24 protein-coding genes are annotated in these 16418 nt (G+C 39.4%); 17 read left to right on the top strand and 7 right to left on the bottom strand.

What is annotated here, in order from left to right:
- Positions 1-18: 18 nt before the first annotated feature.
- The 13 genes from rpsH (at position 19) to rplQ (ending at position 6929) form a co-directional block, all read left to right on the top strand.
- Positions 19-411 carry a 30S ribosomal protein S8 gene (gene rpsH / locus A1D26_RS08670; protein ID WP_005705955.1) on the top strand — a complete coding sequence of 131 codons (393 nt, stop codon included), beginning with the start codon at positions 19-21 and terminating at the stop codon, positions 409-411.
- A gap of 16 nt (positions 412-427) precedes the next feature.
- Positions 428-961 (top strand): 50S ribosomal protein L6, encoded by a 534-nt coding sequence (gene rplF, locus A1D26_RS08665; protein ID WP_157393725.1) that lies wholly within the window; start codon positions 428-430, stop codon positions 959-961.
- 14 nt (positions 962-975) lie between these two features.
- A complete protein-coding gene (gene rplR, locus A1D26_RS08660) occupies positions 976-1329 on the top strand; it encodes a 50S ribosomal protein L18 (protein WP_157393726.1) in 354 nt (117 codons plus the stop codon).
- 14 nt (positions 1330-1343) lie between these two features.
- Entirely contained in the window at positions 1344-1844 is a 501-nt protein-coding gene (gene rpsE / locus A1D26_RS08655) for a 30S ribosomal protein S5 (protein WP_005625147.1), read from the top strand.
- A gap of 6 nt (positions 1845-1850) precedes the next feature.
- Positions 1851-2030, top strand: coding sequence for a 50S ribosomal protein L30 (rpmD, locus tag A1D26_RS08650; protein ID WP_005599315.1), 180 nt, complete (start codon positions 1851-1853; stop codon positions 2028-2030).
- Between the two features lie 4 nt (positions 2031-2034).
- On the top strand, positions 2035-2469 hold the full coding sequence (gene rplO / locus A1D26_RS08645) for a 50S ribosomal protein L15 (protein ID WP_157403630.1): 435 nt from the start codon (positions 2035-2037) through the stop codon (positions 2467-2469).
- Between the two features lie 3 nt (positions 2470-2472).
- Positions 2473-3795, top strand: coding sequence for a preprotein translocase subunit SecY (gene secY, locus A1D26_RS08640; RefSeq protein ID WP_157393728.1), 1323 nt, complete (start codon positions 2473-2475; stop codon positions 3793-3795).
- Positions 3796-3820: 25 nt separating this feature from the next.
- A complete protein-coding gene (gene rpmJ / locus A1D26_RS08635) occupies positions 3821-3934 on the top strand; it encodes a 50S ribosomal protein L36 (protein WP_123957323.1) in 114 nt (37 codons plus the stop codon).
- Positions 3935-4072: 138 nt separating this feature from the next.
- The gene (gene rpsM / locus A1D26_RS08630; RefSeq protein ID WP_005599322.1) at positions 4073-4429 is read left to right on the top strand and encodes a 30S ribosomal protein S13; all 357 of its coding nucleotides are present in this window, start codon (positions 4073-4075) and stop codon (positions 4427-4429) included.
- 18 nt (positions 4430-4447) lie between these two features.
- The gene (gene rpsK, locus A1D26_RS08625) at positions 4448-4837 is read left to right on the top strand and encodes a 30S ribosomal protein S11 (protein WP_123957322.1); all 390 of its coding nucleotides are present in this window, start codon (positions 4448-4450) and stop codon (positions 4835-4837) included.
- Between the two features lie 28 nt (positions 4838-4865).
- Entirely contained in the window at positions 4866-5486 is a 621-nt protein-coding gene (gene rpsD / locus A1D26_RS08620; RefSeq protein ID WP_123957321.1) for a 30S ribosomal protein S4, read from the top strand.
- Between the two features lie 32 nt (positions 5487-5518).
- On the top strand, positions 5519-6508 hold the full coding sequence (locus A1D26_RS08615; protein ID WP_157393729.1) for a DNA-directed RNA polymerase subunit alpha: 990 nt from the start codon (positions 5519-5521) through the stop codon (positions 6506-6508).
- Between the two features lie 34 nt (positions 6509-6542).
- On the top strand, positions 6543-6929 hold the full coding sequence (gene rplQ / locus A1D26_RS08610; protein ID WP_157403629.1) for a 50S ribosomal protein L17: 387 nt from the start codon (positions 6543-6545) through the stop codon (positions 6927-6929).
- Between the two features lie 77 nt (positions 6930-7006).
- Here the strand turns inward: rplQ and A1D26_RS08605 are convergent, their stop codons facing one another.
- Positions 7007-7870 carry a YicC/YloC family endoribonuclease gene (locus tag A1D26_RS08605; protein ID WP_157403628.1) on the bottom strand — a complete coding sequence of 288 codons (864 nt, stop codon included), beginning with the start codon at positions 7868-7870 and terminating at the stop codon, positions 7007-7009.
- Positions 7871-7959: 89 nt separating this feature from the next.
- Between A1D26_RS08605 and rph the strand changes: the two genes are divergently transcribed.
- A complete protein-coding gene (gene rph, locus A1D26_RS08600) occupies positions 7960-8676 on the top strand; it encodes a ribonuclease PH (RefSeq protein WP_157403627.1) in 717 nt (238 codons plus the stop codon).
- Positions 8677-8754: 78 nt separating this feature from the next.
- Here rph and A1D26_RS08595 read toward each other — a convergent pair whose 3' ends face one another.
- The gene (locus A1D26_RS08595) at positions 8755-9015 is read right to left on the bottom strand and encodes a YfhL family 4Fe-4S dicluster ferredoxin (protein ID WP_157395293.1); all 261 of its coding nucleotides are present in this window, start codon (positions 9013-9015) and stop codon (positions 8755-8757) included.
- A gap of 207 nt (positions 9016-9222) precedes the next feature.
- Here A1D26_RS08595 and nadR point away from each other — a divergent pair, with 207 nt between their 5' ends.
- Together nadR and A1D26_RS08585 are read left to right on the top strand one after the other, a co-directional pair.
- Positions 9223-10488, top strand: a complete 1266-nt coding sequence (gene nadR, locus A1D26_RS08590; RefSeq protein ID WP_157403626.1) for a multifunctional transcriptional regulator/nicotinamide-nucleotide adenylyltransferase/ribosylnicotinamide kinase NadR — start codon at positions 9223-9225, stop codon at positions 10486-10488.
- Positions 10489-11181 (top strand): metallophosphoesterase family protein, encoded by a 693-nt coding sequence (locus A1D26_RS08585; protein WP_157403625.1) that lies wholly within the window; start codon positions 10489-10491, stop codon positions 11179-11181.
- Positions 11182-11253: 72 nt separating this feature from the next.
- On the opposite strand, the gene A1D26_RS08580 is transcribed toward A1D26_RS08585, so the two are convergent.
- The gene (locus A1D26_RS08580; RefSeq protein ID WP_157403624.1) at positions 11254-11808 is read right to left on the bottom strand and encodes a DUF805 domain-containing protein; all 555 of its coding nucleotides are present in this window, start codon (positions 11806-11808) and stop codon (positions 11254-11256) included.
- Positions 11809-11878: 70 nt separating this feature from the next.
- Positions 11879-13741 (bottom strand): SLC13 family permease, encoded by a 1863-nt coding sequence (locus A1D26_RS08575; RefSeq protein WP_157403623.1) that lies wholly within the window; start codon positions 13739-13741, stop codon positions 11879-11881.
- Positions 13742-13861: 120 nt separating this feature from the next.
- On the opposite strand from A1D26_RS08575, the gene A1D26_RS08570 reads away from it, so the two are divergent.
- Positions 13862-14680 carry a shikimate 5-dehydrogenase gene (locus A1D26_RS08570; RefSeq protein ID WP_157403622.1) on the top strand — a complete coding sequence of 273 codons (819 nt, stop codon included), beginning with the start codon at positions 13862-13864 and terminating at the stop codon, positions 14678-14680.
- A 65-nt stretch (positions 14681-14745) separates the two neighbouring features.
- Here A1D26_RS08570 and A1D26_RS08565 read toward each other — a convergent pair whose 3' ends face one another.
- The 3 genes from A1D26_RS08565 to lspA are packed head-to-tail and all read right to left on the bottom strand — an operon-like array spanning position 14746 to position 16418.
- Positions 14746-14985, bottom strand: a complete 240-nt coding sequence (locus tag A1D26_RS08565; protein ID WP_157403621.1) for an FAD assembly factor SdhE — start codon at positions 14983-14985, stop codon at positions 14746-14748.
- The gene (ispH, locus tag A1D26_RS08560) at positions 14985-15929 is read right to left on the bottom strand and encodes a 4-hydroxy-3-methylbut-2-enyl diphosphate reductase (RefSeq protein WP_157403620.1); all 945 of its coding nucleotides are present in this window, start codon (positions 15927-15929) and stop codon (positions 14985-14987) included. Before ispH ends, A1D26_RS08565 begins: the two co-directional genes overlap by 1 nt.
- Positions 15930-16418: a signal peptidase II gene (gene lspA, locus A1D26_RS08555; RefSeq protein WP_157403619.1), complete on the bottom strand. Its 489-nt coding sequence runs from the start codon at positions 16416-16418 to the stop codon at positions 15930-15932.

The raw sequence follows: 16418 nt of genomic DNA, 5'->3' as shown, positions 1-16418 counted from the left end.
AATCATGGGAGTAAATACATGAGCATGCAAGATCCAATCGCAGATATGCTGACCCGTATTCGTAACGGTCAAGCTGCGAATAAAGTTGCAATCAGTATGCCTTCATCTAAGTTAAAAGTTGCTATTGCAAGCGTTTTAGCTGAAGAAGGTTATGTTGAGAGCTTCAAAGTTGTTGAAGGTTCAAAACCTGAATTGGAAATCACTTTAAAATATTTCCAAAATAAACCAGTTGTAGAAAGTATCCAACGCGTAAGCCGTCCAGGTCTTCGTATTTACAAACGTAAAGACGAATTACCAAAAGTAATGGGTGGTTTAGGTATCGCAGTTGTTTCTACATCTAAAGGTGTAATGACCGATAGAGCTGCACGTCAAGCAGGTCTAGGCGGTGAAATTATCTGTTACGTAGCATAATAGAGGGGTAGGAAGAATGTCTCGTGTTGCAAAAGCACCTGTTAATGTTCCTGCCGGTGTTGAAGTTAAACTCAACGGTCAGCTATTAACAGTTAAAGGTAAAAACGGCGAGTTATCTCGTGAAATTCATAATGCAGTTGAAGTAAATTACGAAGCTAACGTATTAACTTTTGCACCTAAAGCAGGTGTTGTAAATGCAGATGCACAAGCAGGTACTGCACGTGCACTTGTTAATGCTATGGTTATTGGTGTTACTGAAGGCTTTACTAAGAAATTGCAATTAGTTGGTGTTGGTTATAGAGCACAAATGAAAGGTAACGTAGTTGCTTTAAGTTTAGGTTTCTCACACCCAGTTGAACATACGTTGCCAGCTGGCGTAACTGGTGAATGTCCATCTCAAACAGAAATTATTCTTAAGAGTGCTGACAAACAGTTAATTGGTCAGGTAGCAGCAGATATTCGTGCATATCGCCGTCCAGAGCCTTATAAAGGTAAAGGTGTACGTTATTCTGATGAAGTTGTACGTACAAAAGAAGCGAAGAAAAAGTAAAGTAAGGTAACACTATGGATAAGAAAGTAGCTCGTATCCGTCGTGCAAGCCGTGCACGTCATTTAATGAGAGAGCAAGGTGCAACCCGTTTGGTTGTGCATCGCACACCTCGTCATATTTATGCGCAGGTTATTGCACCTAATGGCTCAGAAGTACTAGTAGCAGCTTCAACTGTTGAAAAAGTAATTAAAGAGCAAGTTAAATATACTGGTAATAAAGACGCAGCTGCAGTAGTTGGAAAATTAGTTGCAGAACGCGCTTTAGCTAAAGGTATTAAAGCGGTTGCATTCGATCGTTCAGGTTTCAAATACCATGGTCGTGTACAATCATTAGCAGATGCTGCTCGTGAAGCTGGTCTTCAGTTCTAATAGAGGAATTTGAGATGTCAAACATCGAAAAACAAGCTGGTGAACTGCAGGAAAAGCTAATCGCGGTTAACCGTGTGTCTAAAACCGTAAAAGGTGGTCGTATTATGAGTTTCACTGCTTTAACAGTAGTGGGCGATGGTAATGGTCGTGTTGGTTTTGGTTACGGTAAAGCTCGTGAAGTTCCAGCAGCTATCCAAAAAGCGATGGAAAAAGCTCGTCGCAATATGATTAATGTAGCCTTAAATGAAGGTACATTACAACACCCTGTTAAAGGTTCTCATACTGGTTCTCGCGTATTTATGCAGCCAGCAAGCGAAGGTACTGGTATCATCGCTGGTGGTGCAATGCGTGCAGTGTTAGAAGTTGCAGGTGTACATAACGTATTATCAAAAGCTTATGGGTCAACAAACCCAATTAACGTTGTTCGTGCTACTATTGATGCACTTGCTAATATGAAATCACCAGAAATGGTTGCTGCTAAACGTGGTAAAACCGTTGAAGAAATTTTGGGGTAATTGAATATGGCAAAAACAATTAAAGTAACTCAAACACGTAGCTCAATTGCTCGTTTACCGAAGCATAAAGCAACGTTAAAAGGCTTAGGCTTACGTCATATTCGACACACAGTAGAATTGATCGATACACCAGCAGTACGTGGTATGATCAATCAAGTTTCATATATGGTTAAAGTTGAGGAGTAATAGAATGCGTTTAAATTCTCTATCCCCAGCTGAAGGCGCTAAGCATAGTGAGAAACGTCTTGGTCGTGGTATCGGTTCTGGTTTAGGTAAAACTGGTGGTCGTGGTCATAAAGGTCAAAAATCTCGTACAGGCGGCGGTGTTCGTCGTGGTTTCGAGGGTGGTCAAATGCCTTTATACCGTCGTTTGCCAAAATTTGGTTTTACTTCTCTAAAAGCATTACACGTGGCTGAGATTCGCTTAAACGATTTAGCGAAAGTAGATGGTAATGTTGTTACTTTAGACGCTCTTAAAGCTGCTAATGTAGTTACTAAAGATGTTTTATCAGCTAAAGTGATCCTTTCTGGTAAAGTTGAAAAAGCAGTAGTAATTAAAGGCTTAGGCGTAACTAAAGGTGCAAAAGCTGCTATCGAAGCTGCTGGCGGTTCTATCGAGGAATAGTAAATGGCTAAACAACCAGGATATCAAGGTAATACTCAAAAAGGAACTGGTGAATTAAAATCTAGATTATTGTTCGTTTTAGGAGCTTTAATCGTTTTCCGTATCGGTTCTTTTATTCCTGTGCCTGGTATTGATGCTTCTGTATTATCCGAGCTGGTTCGACAGCAGCAAGGCACCATCATTGATATGTTTAATATGTTCTCTGGTGGTGCTTTAAGTAGAGCATCTATATTTGCTTTAGGTATTATGCCTTATATTTCTGCGTCAATTATTATTCAATTATTGACAGCAATTCATCCGGCTTTAATGGAACTCAAAAAAGAGGGTGAGGCAGGCAGACGTAAAATTAGCAAATATACGCGATACGCAACTTTAGGACTAGCATTAATTCAGTCTTTTGGTATTTCATTTGCCCTACCGAATATGGTTCAAGGATTAGTTCCTAATCCTGGTTTCTTATTCTATACAACTTCTGTAATTAGTTTAGTAACAGGTACAATGTTCTTGATGTGGTTAGGTGAGCAAATCACAGAACGTGGCATTGGGAATGGTATCTCATTAATTATCTTTGCAGGAATTGTTGCTGACCTTCCGTCAGTAATAGGACAAACTATTGAACAAGCACGTCAAGGAGAGATTTCACCGCTTGTTTTATTGCTAATTGCTGTAATTGCGTTCGCAGTAACATATTTTGTTGTATTTGTTGAACGAGGACAAAGAAGAATTGTTGTAAACTATGCAAGTCGCCAACAAGGAAGAATGATGGCACCTGCAAGATCATCTCATTTACCGTTAAAAGTTAATATGGCTGGTGTAATCCCAGCAATTTTTGCCTCTAGCATTATTTTGTTCCCTGCGAGTATTAGTCAATGGGTTGGGCAGAGTGAAAAATTTGAATGGTTATTTGATATATCTCAGTTATTACAACCAGGTCAGCCTTTATATATAATTTTATTTACAGCTGCTGTAATTTTCTTCGCATTCTTTTATACTGGAATGCAGTATAATCCTCGTGATACAGCGGATAATTTGAAAAAATCAGGTGCGTTTGTACCAGGTTATCGACCAGGCGAGCAAACATCTCGTTATATTGATAAAGTAATGACGCGTTTAACCTTAATTGGTGCGTTATATATTGCTTTTGTTTGTTTGGTTCCTTATATCATTACATCAGTATGGAAAGTATCTTTCCAATTAGGCGGTACTTCATTATTGATCGTTGTGGTAGTTATTATGGATTTCATCGCTCAGGTTCAAAGTCATTTAATGTCTTTACAATATGATTCTGTGTTGAAGAAAGCCAATTTGAAAGGCTTAGGGCAATAGCCCTTTGATAGAAAAAGGATAAGCAATGAAAGTTCGTGCTTCAGTTAAGAAATTATGTCGTAACTGTAAAATTGTTAAGCGTGAAGGCGTAGTGCGCGTAATTTGTAGCGACGCTAAACATAAACAACGTCAAGGTTAATTGATATTCTTTCTTGCAAAGAACCAGCTGAGCGGTTATACTGCTCAGCTCATTTCGTCCTGATATGCTGTTTGAGTATCCTGAAACGGGCTTTTCAAGATCAGCATATCAATAACTTTAGTTAAATAGGAGTGCATAGTGGCCCGTATTGCAGGCATTAACATTCCTGATCAAAAACATACCGTAATCGCACTAACTGCTATTTATGGCATCGGTAAAACTCGTGCAAAAGCGATTTGCGCTGCAACGGGTATTGCTGAAGATGTGAAGATCAGAGAATTGTCTGAAGAGCAGATTGAAAAACTGCGTGAAGAAGTTGGTAAATTTACTGTCGAAGGTGATTTACGTCGTGAAGTAACTTTAAGCATCAAACGTCTTTTAGACCTAGGTTGCTACCGTGGTTTACGTCATCGTCGTAGTTTACCAGTACGTGGTCAACGTACTAAGACTAATGCGCGTACTCGTAAGGGTCCACGCAAACCGATCAAAAAATAATCGGAGTAGATAAATAAAATGGCTAAAACACCAGTTCGTGCACGTAAACGTGTAAAAAAACAGATCGCAGATGGCGTAGCGCATATCCACGCATCTTTCAATAATACAATCGTAACCATTACTGACCGTCAAGGTAATGCTCTAGCTTGGGCAACTGCGGGTGGCTCAGGTTTCCGTGGTTCTCGTAAATCAACACCATTTGCAGCTCAAGTTGCAGCAGAACGTTGTGCTGAAGTTGTAAAAGAGTTTGGTTTAAAGAATTTAGAAGTTATGGTTAAGGGACCGGGTCCAGGTCGTGAATCAACAATCCGTGCATTAAATGCAGCGGGTTTCCGTATCACGAATATTACTGACGTGACTCCGATTCCTCATAATGGTTGTCGTCCACCGAAAAAACGTCGTGTTTAATTGACGTTAGAATAATTGGAGAAAGAAAATGGCAAGATATTTGGGTCCAAAGCTCAAGCTAAGCCGTCGTGAAGGTACCGATTTATTCCTTAAATCAGGTGTTCGCGCGATCGAATCAAAATGTAAAATTGATACAGCACCAGGTCAACACGGTGCTCGTAAACCTCGCCTATCTGACTATGGTAGTCAGCTTCGCGAGAAACAAAAAGTTCGCCGTATGTATGGTATTTTGGAACGTCAATTCCGTAATTACTATAAAGAAGCTAACCGCTTAAAAGGCAATACAGGTGAGAACTTATTAGTATTGTTAGAAGGCCGTTTAGATAACGTTGTTTATCGTATGGGTTTTGCTGCAACTCGTGCTGAAGCACGTCAGCTTGTAAGCCATAAATCTATCGTGGTAAACGGACGTGTTGTGAACATCCCTTCTTATCAAGTTTCTGTTGATGATGTTATTGCTGTTCGTGAGAAATCTAAAAAACAAGCACGTATTAAAGCATCATTAGAATTAGCAACTCAACGTGAGAAACCAACTTGGTTAGAAGTTGATGCTACAAAGATGGAAGGTGTATTTAAACGTACTCCTGAACGTTCTGATCTATCAGCAGATATTAATGAACATCTGATCGTTGAGCTCTATTCTAAATAATAAATAGCGCTTAAAAGCAAAGAGAGGATAAAATGCAGGGTTCTGTGACAGAATTTTTAAAGCCACATTTAGTGAATATTGAACAAATCAGTTCAACTCACGCCAAAGTGACATTAGAGCCGTTAGAGCGTGGCTTTGGCCACACGTTAGGTAACGCACTTCGTCGCATTTTACTTTCGTCTATGCCTGGTTGTGCAGTTACAGAAGTAGAAATTGATGGTGTATTACATGAATACAGCAGCAAAGAAGGCGTTCAAGAAGATATTCTTGAAGTGTTGTTAAATCTTAAAGGTCTAGCGGTAAAAGTTCAAAATAAAGATGATATTATTTTGACTCTCACTAAATCTGGAATTGGCCCTGTAACTGCAGCAGACATTACACACGATGGTGATGTAGAAATTGTAAATCCAGAACACGTTATTTGTAATTTGACGGATAAAAACGCATCTATTAGTATGCGTATCCGTGTTCAGCGTGGTCGTGGTTATGTACCAGCATCTGCTCGAGTACATTTACAAGATGATGATCGTCCAATTGGTCGCTTATTAGTTGATGCTCGTTTTAGCCCAGTAGACCGCATTGCATATAATGTAGAAGCTGCGCGTGTGGAACAGCGTACAGACTTAGATAAGCTCGTTATTGAGATGGAAACGAATGGAACTTTAGATCCTGAAGAAGCCATCCGTCGTGCTGCAACGATTTTAGCAGAACAGTTAGCTGCATTCGTTGATTTGCGTGATGTTCGTCAGCCAGAAGTTAAAGAAGAAAAACCGGAATTTGATCCGATTCTTCTGCGTCCAGTAGACGACTTAGAGTTGACAGTTCGTTCTGCTAACTGTTTGAAAGCAGAGACAATTCACTATATCGGTGATTTAGTACAACGTACAGAAGTTGAGTTATTAAAAACCCCAAATCTTGGTAAGAAATCACTTACAGAGATTAAAGATGTTCTCGCTTCTCGTGGCTTATCACTGGGTATGCGCCTTGAGAACTGGCCGCCAGCAAGTATTGCTGAAGACTAGTTTTAGGTTTAGATTTTCTTAGAAGGAATAGGTTATGCGCCATCGTAAGAGTGGACGTCAATTAAACCGTAACAGTAGCCATCGTCAAGCGATGTTCCGTAATTTGGCAAGTGCTTTAATTAGTCATGAAATTATCAAGACTACATTGCCAAAAGCGAAAGAGTTACGTCGTGTAGTTGAACCGTTAATTACTTTAGCAAAAGTTGATAGCGTAGCTAATCGTCGTTTAGCTTTTGCTCGTACACGCAACATTGAAACAGTTGCTAAATTATTCAATGAATTAGGTCCACGTTTTGCACAACGTGCGGGTGGTTATACTCGTATTTTAAAATGTGGTTTCCGTGCAGGCGATAATGCTCCAATGGCTTACATTGAGCTTGTTGAGCGTCCTGAAGCAGCGGCTCAAGAAGCAGCAGAATAATTTAATATGAAATATAAAAGCCCGAATTTTCGGGCTTTTTTTATTATTTTGTGTTGGTATGTCTTTTTAGTGAATGACTATTCTAAATTTTGAATTTGTTCACGCATCTGCTCAATTAATACTTTTAACTCAACGGCAGAGTTAGTCACATCCGCATTAATTGATTTTGATGCCAATGTATTTGCTTCACGATTAAGTTCTTGCATCATAAAATCAAGTTTACGCCCTACTGCACCACCTTTCTTTAAAATAGATGTCGTTTCTTTAACGTGTAGCTGTAATCGATCAAGCTCTTCGGCAACATCTACTCGTTGGGCAAGAAGAACCATTTCTTGTTCTAATCGTTGTGGATCAATTTGTAGGTTTAATTCGTCAAAGCGTTGTTGTAAACGCTCTTTTTGCCATTGTAGGACAGTTGGCATTTGTGCTTGAACTTTACTTGCTTCTTCTGCAATCGCATCTAAACGATGTTGAATTAGTTGTTGTAAGTTTTCACCCTCACGTCCCCGCATAGCAATAAAGTCTGCTAAAATTTGTTCAAAACCAGCTAATAAGTCCTGCGAAATTTGGTCAAGATCTTGATTTTGCACATCAACTACACCGGGAAAACGCAAAATATCTACAAGGTTAATTTCACCCTCATTCGCAGTCTCTTTAAGCCATTGTAATGAGCTAATAACTTGTTTTGCATATTCTTGATTTAAAGCTAATCCATTGTTTTGGTTATTATTTAGCTCAATTCGCAAGCTACATTCTACTTTTCCACGTGTTAAAGACGAACGTAAACGTTCTCTTAAGGTCATTTCTAGATTGCGAAAAGCTTCGGGTAAACGGAAATAGGTTTCTAAGAAACGTTGATTAACTGAACGAATTTCCCATACTGCATTTCCCCACTCTTTTTTCAACTCCAAATGTGAAAAAGCGGTCATACTATAAATCATATACATCTCTCTTGGTTGGTAAAATTTGCCATATTGTACTGGTTATTCTGTTAAAATAGGGAAAATTTTATCTTAACAAAGGAATTATTATGCGTCCAAATAATCGCCCTAATGTGCAAACTCGCCCAATTAAGATTACTCGCCATTACACACGCTATGCGGAAGGTTCGGTGCTAATTGAATTTGGAGAAACAAAAGTGCTGTGTAATGCAACCATTGAAGATACAGTACCTCGTTTCTTGAAGGGGCAACAGCAAGGTTGGGTAACTGCAGAATACGGTATGTTACCGAGAGCAACCCATAGTCGTACTCAGCGAGAAGCGGCGAAAGGGAAGCAAGGTGGGCGTACAATGGAAATTCAGCGTTTAATTGCTCGCTCTTTGCGTGCGATTGTAGATTTAAAAGCCTTAGGTGAGCGAACAATTACTGTGGATTGTGATGTTATCCAAGCCGATGGTGGCACTCGTACAGCTTCTATTACTGGGGCTTGTGTGGCATTACACGATGCTATCAATAAGTTGCTAGCTGACGGAACTCTTAAACAAAGCCCGTTGAAAGGATTAGTTTCTGCAATTTCAGTAGGGATTGTAGCAGGCGAAGCCGTATGTGATTTAGAGTATGTTGAAGACTCAAATGCTGAAACAGATATGAATGTAGTAATGGTCGAAGATGGTAGGTTAGTTGAAGTACAGGGTACAGCTGAAGGTGAACCATTTAACCATACGGAATTATTCACTTTACTTGATTTAGCTAAAGGCGGTTGCGAGCAACTTTTTGTAGCACAGCGTCAAGCATTAGCTGAGTAATCGACAAAACAACCAAATAAGCGGTATTTTTCTTCAGATATTTTTCAAATTTGATGTCGCTCCTTGGTGAGCGATTATTTACAGTTGATCTGCGTGATGAATCATGACGAAACGCTCCCAAAGTTGCTCATTGGTTTCGATATGATCAGGGTCGGTAATAATGCAGTTGTTGATTGGGCAAACTTTCTGGCAAGTAGGGATTTCATAATGCCCTACACATTCTGTGCAGAGATCGGGGTCAATCACATAAATTTCATCGCCCATTGAGATTGCCTGATTAGGACATTCTGGCTCGCACATATCGCAATTGGTACATTTGTGAGTGATCAGTAACGCCATTGTTTCCCTTGATGTATAAAAATGGGAGCGATTATACCTTTCTCTGCAAAAGTAGAAAGCCCCTATACATTTTTTTTGCAAAAAATCCTAAAGAAGTAGCCGCTTACTCAAGCAACTCTTATTCTATTTTGAGCCTTTTTTCAGCGAAAACAATGACAAAATAGTGAATTTCCCCTATCATTCAGGCTCTATTTTGAGGGACATCCGATGACAAATTTTGCTTATCTTCAACAAAAACGCAAACAGCTTAAACTCAAAGTCAATGATATCTGCGAACAAGCTAATGTAACTCGAGCTTACTTTAATCAGTTAGTAACTGGGAAGATAAAAAACCCGAGTGCGGCAAAATTAAAAGCACTACATAAGGCGTTAGGCATTGTAGAAGAACAAAACCAACGCATTGGTGTGATTTTTGGTAAGTTTTATCCTGTGCATACAGGGCATATCAATATGATTTATGAAGCCTTTAGTAAGGTAGATATGCTACACGTGATTGTCTGTACAGATACCGAGCGAGATATTCAGCTTTTTAACGATAGTAAAATGAAGCGAATGCCAACGAATGAAGATCGCCTGCGTTGGATGCAACAGATCTTTAAATATCAGCAAAAGCAGATTTTTATTCATCACTTAATTGAAGATGGTATCCCAAGTTATCCAAATGGCTGGGAAGGTTGGGCAGAAAGAGTGAAAGCTCTCTTTGTTGAGAAAAATATTCAGCCAAGTATTGTGTTTAGTAGTGAAGTACAAGATAAAGAGCCTTACGAAAAATATTTGAATTTAGAGGTTCATCTGGTTGATCCTGAACGTAACTCTTTTAATGTATCGGCAACTAAAATTCGTAATAACCCATTCCAGTACTGGCGTTTTATTCCAAAAGAAGTGCGTCCTTTCTTCGTCAAAACTATTGCGATTTTAGGTGGAGAAAGTAGCGGAAAAAGCGTGCTTGTGAGCAAGTTAGCGAATGTGTTTAATACCACATCTGCGTGGGAATATGGGCGAGAGTTTGTTTTTGAACAGTTGGGTGGCAATGAGCAAGCGATGCAATATTCTGACTATCCGCAAATTGCATTAGGACACAAACGTTATGTCGATTATGCAATGAAACACGCTCATAAAGTCGCCATTATTGATACAGATTACATCACGACACAAGCATTTTGTATTCAATATGAGGGTAAAGCTCATCCGTTTTTGGATTCAATGATAAAGGAATACCCGTTTGATGTAACCATATTGTTATCTAACAATACTAAGTGGGTTGATGATGGTTTACGTAGCTTAGGCTCAACTAAACAACGTCAGCGTTTTCAACAGCTTCTGAAAAAGCTCCTTGAAAAATATAACGTGCCTTACATTGAAATTGAGTCGCCAAGCTATTTAGATCGCTATAACCAAACCAAAGAAGTGGTCGAAGCAATTTTAAGTGAAGAACCTATCCGATTAACGGTAAAAAAACATAACGAGAATTAAATGACAATACTTTTTGCGGGTGATCCACACGGAAGTTACGCCCATCTTTATCCTTTTGTAAAAGAACGAGAGAATGTTTCACTTCTCATTCTCGGCGATTTACAGCTCACAACTACAGCCGAGTTAGACAATCTTGCTCATTATTGTGATATTTGGTTTATTCACGGCAATCACGATAGCAAAACAGTAGCATCCTTTGATGCTATCTGGGGTAGCGCTTGGAAAGAGCGTAATCTTCATGGTAGAGTGGCAGAAATTGAAGGCGTAAAAATTGCTGGACTCGGTGGGGTATTCCGTGGGCATATTTGGATGCCGCCACATCGACCAATGTTTTTTGATCCCATTCATTATTGCCAATACTCGCCACAAGAGCGTATTTGGCGTGGTGGTGTGCCATTAAGACACCGTTCTTCCATTTTCCCTTCAGATGTAGAAATGTTGGAAAATCAACAAGCGGATATTTTAATTACTCACGAAGCACCAAAACCTCACCCACAAGGATTTGCGACGATAAATCAACTTGCTCGCAAAATGGGCGTAAAAAAAATCTTCCATGGGCATCATCACGATAATTTTGATTACAGTTCGCTTAATCGTAATAAATCCTGTGATATTTATAATATCGGCTTTAGAAGTCTAGCTGACATTGATGGCAACTATTTGCTTGTAGGCGTCGATGACCGAGATCTTTAATGAATAAAAAATCCCAGTCATTGACTGGGATTTTTGTCGATAAATTGCAAAAAATATCAAAAATCTTACCGCTTATAAGCTAGGTTCAATTCTCTCATTACTATTCTGTTCCACTTGACTTGGATATTTCGGGCTTTCACCATATTTATTAGTTTGTTTCTGACCATCTTTAAATAAAAGTATTAAGAAAAAAATAAGATAAATCAGCGAAGCTACGGTGGTCATTATATTTATGGCAACAATCGGGGTTGATGGTGTCCCTTCTTCTAAAATTGGTAGAGACACAAAGGTTGCACCGAGTAGGAATAAAGGCAATAGATAAATGAATAATTGCCACCAACCCGATCTGCCCAAATCGTGTAAACGGCGTGTAGTTAAACTTAGGCTCACAAAAAAGGCGAGAATACTGTAGATAAATGATGCGATATAATAAATTATGCCGATTGAACCTAAGACTAGACTAATATCTGTGGTATTTAAAGATAGACCTGCGATAACGACCCAAAAAACTAAGAATCCCGCGAGCTGTATGAGCAAGTTTATCAACATAAACCAACCATATTCTGCACGTCTTGCACGTCCTCTGTAATTAAAAATATTTTTAAAAGCGTGAATAAACCAACGCATATTGTTCTCCAATTTAGTTTGTAAAATATTATCGAAATCTTACCGCTTGCATATTCCAGTGGCAAGTGGATCACAGTGGAAATAACATCGGCACAAGGAATACTGACAATAGCATCACTAAAATCGTGAATGGCACACCAACTTTAATAAAGTCCATAAATTTATACCCACCAGGTGCAAGCACCATTGTATTTACAGGCGAAGAAACCGGTGTCATAAAGGCAGCTGATGCTGAAATTGCCACAATCATTACAAAAGGTGCAGCGGAATAATTGAGCTGTTGAGCAATGGCAATCGCAATCGGCATCACTAAAATCGCAGTCGCGGTATTAGAAATAAAGGCACTGATAATGGCAGTGAAGATAAATAGCACAATAAGCACAAAGTGCACGTCCATTCCTTGCATTAGGTTGAGCAAGATTCCGACAATTAAATCAATTCCCCCTGTTTTTTGTAATGCGATAGAAAATGGCATCATTCCTACAATCAAAATTAGGCTTGGCCAATGGATAGATTCATAAGCACTTTTCATATCAATACAGCGGAATTTTCCTAGCATCAAACAAGCAATAAGTGCGGCAATTACGTTTGGTACGATACCTGTGATCATCAACGCCACCATGGTAAATACCGAGAAAAGTGCATGCGGAGCTTGGCTTAATGCAGGGGCGGCTTTTTTACTCTCTTCAGGCGTGTTTAATAAAAAGAAATCGCGACTGGCTTTATCCATTTCTAAAATTTGCTGCCAAACGCCCATTACTAATAACACATCACCAAATTTTAATGGTGTATGGATTATATTATCTTGCAGAATTTCACCATCACGTTTTATTCCCACTACGGTTAATCCATAAGTGGAACGGAAACGTAACTCATTAATACTTTTACCGATACTGCCAGTCTCTGGCAAAATGGAAAGTTCTGCCATTCCGACCGATCGAGCGTGGTCAGAAAGATATTCTCCTTTTAATTCAATATTTTTTAACCCAAATTGTTCACAATGATGAAAAAAGGTTTCGCTATCCACTTCGACATCAAGCAGTAAAATATCTTTATCTTTCAGGGTCACTGTGCCATAAGCACTTAATGTGATTCGGCGGAAACGTTTTACTCGCTGAATGGCAACAATATTTAAGCCATATTCATCGCGTAGATTGAGTTCATTGATAGTCTTACCAACCAAAAGAGAATTAGCGGTGATCACAACCATTTTGGCTCGCCCTGTCAGCTGATATTCATCAATAAATTGATGCATTGACGAACGAGCATTACGTTCAGCACTCACATTCTCGCCATTATCTAGCCAATGGCGAGCAATTAACATATAACCAATCCCAAGCACTAGCACTGCAACGCCCACAGGCGTAAAACTAAAGAAACCGAAGCCATCAAAACCCGCTTTCACTAATTCCGAATGTGCCACTAGATTTGGTGGAGTAGCAATTAGCGTCATCATTCCACTAATTAAACCTGCAACACTTAATGGCATCATCAATCTTTTTGGCGATATCCCCATTCCAGAGCAGATTGCTAAAACTACAGGAATAAAAATAGCCACAATCCCCGTTGAACTCATAAATGAGCCAAGCCCAGCAATAGAGAGCATTAGCAAAATCAATACACGCGTTTCACTTGCTCCAGCTACTCGCATTAACCATTCACTAACTTGGTAAGCAATACCTGTTCTGACTAAGCCTTCACCCACAATAAAGAGCAAGGCAATTAGCACCACATTGGGATCGCTTAAACCAGCAAATACTTCTTTTGTGGTTAAAATACCGCTCAGGCTAAAGAATGTAATCACCAATAAAGCAACAATATCCATTCTGAGCTTATTACTCATAAATTGCCAAATGGAAAAAACGAGTAATGCAAGAACCCAGAATAGTTGGTGTTGTAAAAATTCGGGAAGGTAATGAGAAAATGCGTGCATAACAAACTCCGATAATAAAAACTACCAAATTATAACCACTTTACTCTATATATTCATTGGTAACAAGTTTGTAGTAAGATAGTAACCCTTTACTTCATTCCTTGCTAATAAGGAGGAACTATGCTCATCAATAAAGATACGCAACTTTGTATATCACTTTCAGGCAGACCTGGGAATTTCGGCACACGTTTTCATAACTACCTATATCAAAAACTAGACTTAAATTTTATCTACAAAGCATTTACCACAGACGATATTGAACACGCAGTAAAAGGTGTTCGAGCATTAGGTATTCGTGGCTGTGCGGTTTCAATGCCTTTTAAAGAGAGTTGTATGCCATTTTTAGATGAGATTGCACCATCTGCTCAAGTTATTCAGTCGGTTAATACTATTATGAATAGCGATGGCTATCTCAAAGCCTATAACACTGACTACATTGCAATTGCTAAACTGATTGCAAAAAATCAACTTGATCCTACCGCTTCTGTTATCGTACAAGGTAGTGGTGGAATGGCAAAAGCAGTAGTGGCAGCCTTTCGTGATGCAGGGTTTGACAATGTGAAAGTGGTTGCTCGCAATGTTAAAACAGGAAAACATTTGGCGGATTTATATGGTTTCGATTATTTCCCAACACTTGAAAATCTAACCGCTGATATTCTTGTCAATGTTACCCCAATCGGAATGGCAGGAGCAAAAGAGGCTGATGATATGGCTTTCCCAATATCACTTATTGATCAAGCGAAAGTCGGCTTTGATGTCGTGGCACAGCCTGCTAATACCCCTTTTATTACCTATGCGACCAATCAAGGTAAGCAAGTAATCTCAGGTGCGGAAGTAATTGTGTTACAAGCGGTTGAACAATTTGAGCTTTATACAGGACAACGCCCCGATGATGCACTTATCGCTGAAGCGGCGGAATATGCTAGGGCGAGTAGTTAAAGGAAACTTAAAAAATAGGAGTAATGGATAAATCAGCAACCATTTTGTCCATTACCCCAAGGAATCTAGTAACTAAGTTTAGAGCGGATAAGATCTACCATCGCTTGAAATTCGGCTGTTGGTGCAGGGAGTTGGTTCATAAACCAACGGAATAGCTCAGGATCGCTATATCCCAACATTTCCACAAATGTTTGTTGTTGAGTTGGCGTGAGTTCATCAAAATATTGTTGGTAGAATGGCATAATCATTTTGTCTAACTCACGCATTCCACGGCGACATTCCCACTCAATTTTAAAACGGTTCATTATTGCACCTCCGTAATGCGTAATTCTCGTGGCACTTCAAAGACGGTGTTTTCTTCGCAACCTTCTAATTCACTCACTTCAGTTACGCCTAAGGTTTTGAGATGCTCGACTACCGATTGAACCAATACTTCTGGAGCAGATGCACCTGCAGTAATACCAATGGTTTTTACGCCATTTAACCACGTTGGGTCAATATCTTGTGGTCCATCAATCAATTTTGATGGTGTGCCGATGCGTGATGCCAATTCAGCCAAACGGTTGGAATTTGATGAGTTTTTAGACCCAACAACAAGGACTAATTGAGCCAGTTTGGCTAACTCTCTGACGGCTTGTTGGCGGTTGGTCGTTGCATAACAAATATCATTTTTACGGGGCCCTTGGATTGCAGGATATTTCTGTTTCAGTGCTTCAATCACATCACTCGTATCATCAATCGAGAGCGTAGTTTGGGTCATAAACGTTAAATTTTGATCGTCTTTTAGCCCTAATTTTGCAATATCTTCCACATCTTCGACTAAGAAAATCCCCCCTTCTGGGTTGTCATATTGCCCCATTGTGCCTACGACTTCAGGGTGTCCTTCGTGTCCAATAAGAATGGCTTGCGTGCCTTTTTTACTGGCTCGAGCCACCTGCATATGCACTTTAGTCACAAGCGGACAAGTTGCATCAAACACTTTCAATTCGCGGCGTTTGGCTTCGTGGCGTACCGCTTGAGAAACACCATGAGCCGAGAAGATGACTATTGCACCATCGGGTACTTCATCTAACTCTTCCACAAAAATTGCCCCTTTGGCTTTTAAACCATCGACAACAAAGCGGTTATGTACAACTTCGTGGCGGACATAAATCGGTGCACCATGAATTTCAAGGGCAAGTTCGACAATCGAAATCGCACGATCAACTCCAGCACAAAATCCTCTAGGATTCGCTAAAATAATATTCATTTAATCACTCTTTTTCGTTTTTCGATGCTCTAAAATAGACTCTAAAATCAATAAGCCTGCACCGACCACAATGCCAATATCGGCAACATTAAACACAGGATAATGATAAATATCCCAATAAAAATGTAAAAAATCAACGACATAGCCGTTATATGCTCTGTCAATGGCATTACCAATTGCACCACCAATAATTAACGCATAAGCACAGTTTTGTAGCTTGAGTTCCGCTTTATTTTTATAAAGCATAACCACTAATGCGCTAGAGATCACAATCGCTAAACCTAAAAAGAAATATTTTTGCCAACCGGAATGATCGGCTAAAAAACTAAAAGCTGCGCCATAATTACGGGCATAAGTAAGGTTAAATACGGGTAAAATATTGATACTTTCGTGTAGTTCAAAATTTTTTACCACAATATATTTTGTCCATAAATCGACAATGAGCGTAACTAAGCTAACCCATAGCCACACTAGGCCTGTTTTTTTCAT

Source organism: Ursidibacter maritimus, from assembly GCF_009761395.1.
Lineage (GTDB): Bacteria > Pseudomonadota > Gammaproteobacteria > Enterobacterales > Pasteurellaceae > Ursidibacter > Ursidibacter maritimus.
This window is presented reverse-complemented; position numbering and strand designations above follow the sequence as displayed.

What these genes read in the sequence shown, in the direction of transcription:
- rpsH (WP_005705955.1), top strand. Translation starts at nt 19, where the DNA reads ATGAGCATGCAAGATCCAATCGCAGATATGCTGACCCGTATTCGTAAC.
- rplF (WP_157393725.1), top strand. Translation starts at nt 428, where the DNA reads ATGTCTCGTGTTGCAAAAGCACCTGTTAATGTTCCTGCCGGTGTTGAA.
- rplR (WP_157393726.1), top strand. Translation starts at nt 976, where the DNA reads ATGGATAAGAAAGTAGCTCGTATCCGTCGTGCAAGCCGTGCACGTCAT.
- rpsE (WP_005625147.1), top strand. Translation starts at nt 1,344, where the DNA reads ATGTCAAACATCGAAAAACAAGCTGGTGAACTGCAGGAAAAGCTAATC.
- rpmD (WP_005599315.1), top strand. Translation starts at nt 1,851, where the DNA reads ATGGCAAAAACAATTAAAGTAACTCAAACACGTAGCTCAATTGCTCGT.
- rplO (WP_157403630.1), top strand. Translation starts at nt 2,035, where the DNA reads ATGCGTTTAAATTCTCTATCCCCAGCTGAAGGCGCTAAGCATAGTGAG.
- secY (WP_157393728.1), top strand. Translation starts at nt 2,473, where the DNA reads ATGGCTAAACAACCAGGATATCAAGGTAATACTCAAAAAGGAACTGGT.
- rpmJ (WP_123957323.1), top strand. Translation starts at nt 3,821, where the DNA reads ATGAAAGTTCGTGCTTCAGTTAAGAAATTATGTCGTAACTGTAAAATT.
- rpsK (WP_123957322.1), top strand. Translation starts at nt 4,448, where the DNA reads ATGGCTAAAACACCAGTTCGTGCACGTAAACGTGTAAAAAAACAGATC.
- rpsD (WP_123957321.1), top strand. Translation starts at nt 4,866, where the DNA reads ATGGCAAGATATTTGGGTCCAAAGCTCAAGCTAAGCCGTCGTGAAGGT.
- A1D26_RS08615 (WP_157393729.1), top strand. Translation starts at nt 5,519, where the DNA reads ATGCAGGGTTCTGTGACAGAATTTTTAAAGCCACATTTAGTGAATATT.
- rplQ (WP_157403629.1), top strand. Translation starts at nt 6,543, where the DNA reads ATGCGCCATCGTAAGAGTGGACGTCAATTAAACCGTAACAGTAGCCAT.
- A1D26_RS08605 (WP_157403628.1), bottom strand. Translation starts at nt 7,870, where the DNA reads ATGATTTATAGTATGACCGCTTTTTCACATTTGGAGTTGAAAAAAGAG.
- rph (WP_157403627.1), top strand. Translation starts at nt 7,960, where the DNA reads ATGCGTCCAAATAATCGCCCTAATGTGCAAACTCGCCCAATTAAGATT.
- A1D26_RS08595 (WP_157395293.1), bottom strand. Translation starts at nt 9,015, where the DNA reads ATGGCGTTACTGATCACTCACAAATGTACCAATTGCGATATGTGCGAG.
- nadR (WP_157403626.1), top strand. Translation starts at nt 9,223, where the DNA reads ATGACAAATTTTGCTTATCTTCAACAAAAACGCAAACAGCTTAAACTC.
- A1D26_RS08585 (WP_157403625.1), top strand. Translation starts at nt 10,489, where the DNA reads ATGACAATACTTTTTGCGGGTGATCCACACGGAAGTTACGCCCATCTT.
- A1D26_RS08580 (WP_157403624.1), bottom strand. Translation starts at nt 11,808, where the DNA reads ATGCGTTGGTTTATTCACGCTTTTAAAAATATTTTTAATTACAGAGGA.
- A1D26_RS08575 (WP_157403623.1), bottom strand. Translation starts at nt 13,741, where the DNA reads ATGCACGCATTTTCTCATTACCTTCCCGAATTTTTACAACACCAACTA.
- A1D26_RS08570 (WP_157403622.1), top strand. Translation starts at nt 13,862, where the DNA reads ATGCTCATCAATAAAGATACGCAACTTTGTATATCACTTTCAGGCAGA.
- A1D26_RS08565 (WP_157403621.1), bottom strand. Translation starts at nt 14,985, where the DNA reads ATGAACCGTTTTAAAATTGAGTGGGAATGTCGCCGTGGAATGCGTGAG.
- ispH (WP_157403620.1), bottom strand. Translation starts at nt 15,929, where the DNA reads ATGAATATTATTTTAGCGAATCCTAGAGGATTTTGTGCTGGAGTTGAT.
- lspA (WP_157403619.1), bottom strand. Translation starts at nt 16,418, where the DNA reads ATGAAAAAAACAGGCCTAGTGTGGCTATGGGTTAGCTTAGTTACGCTC.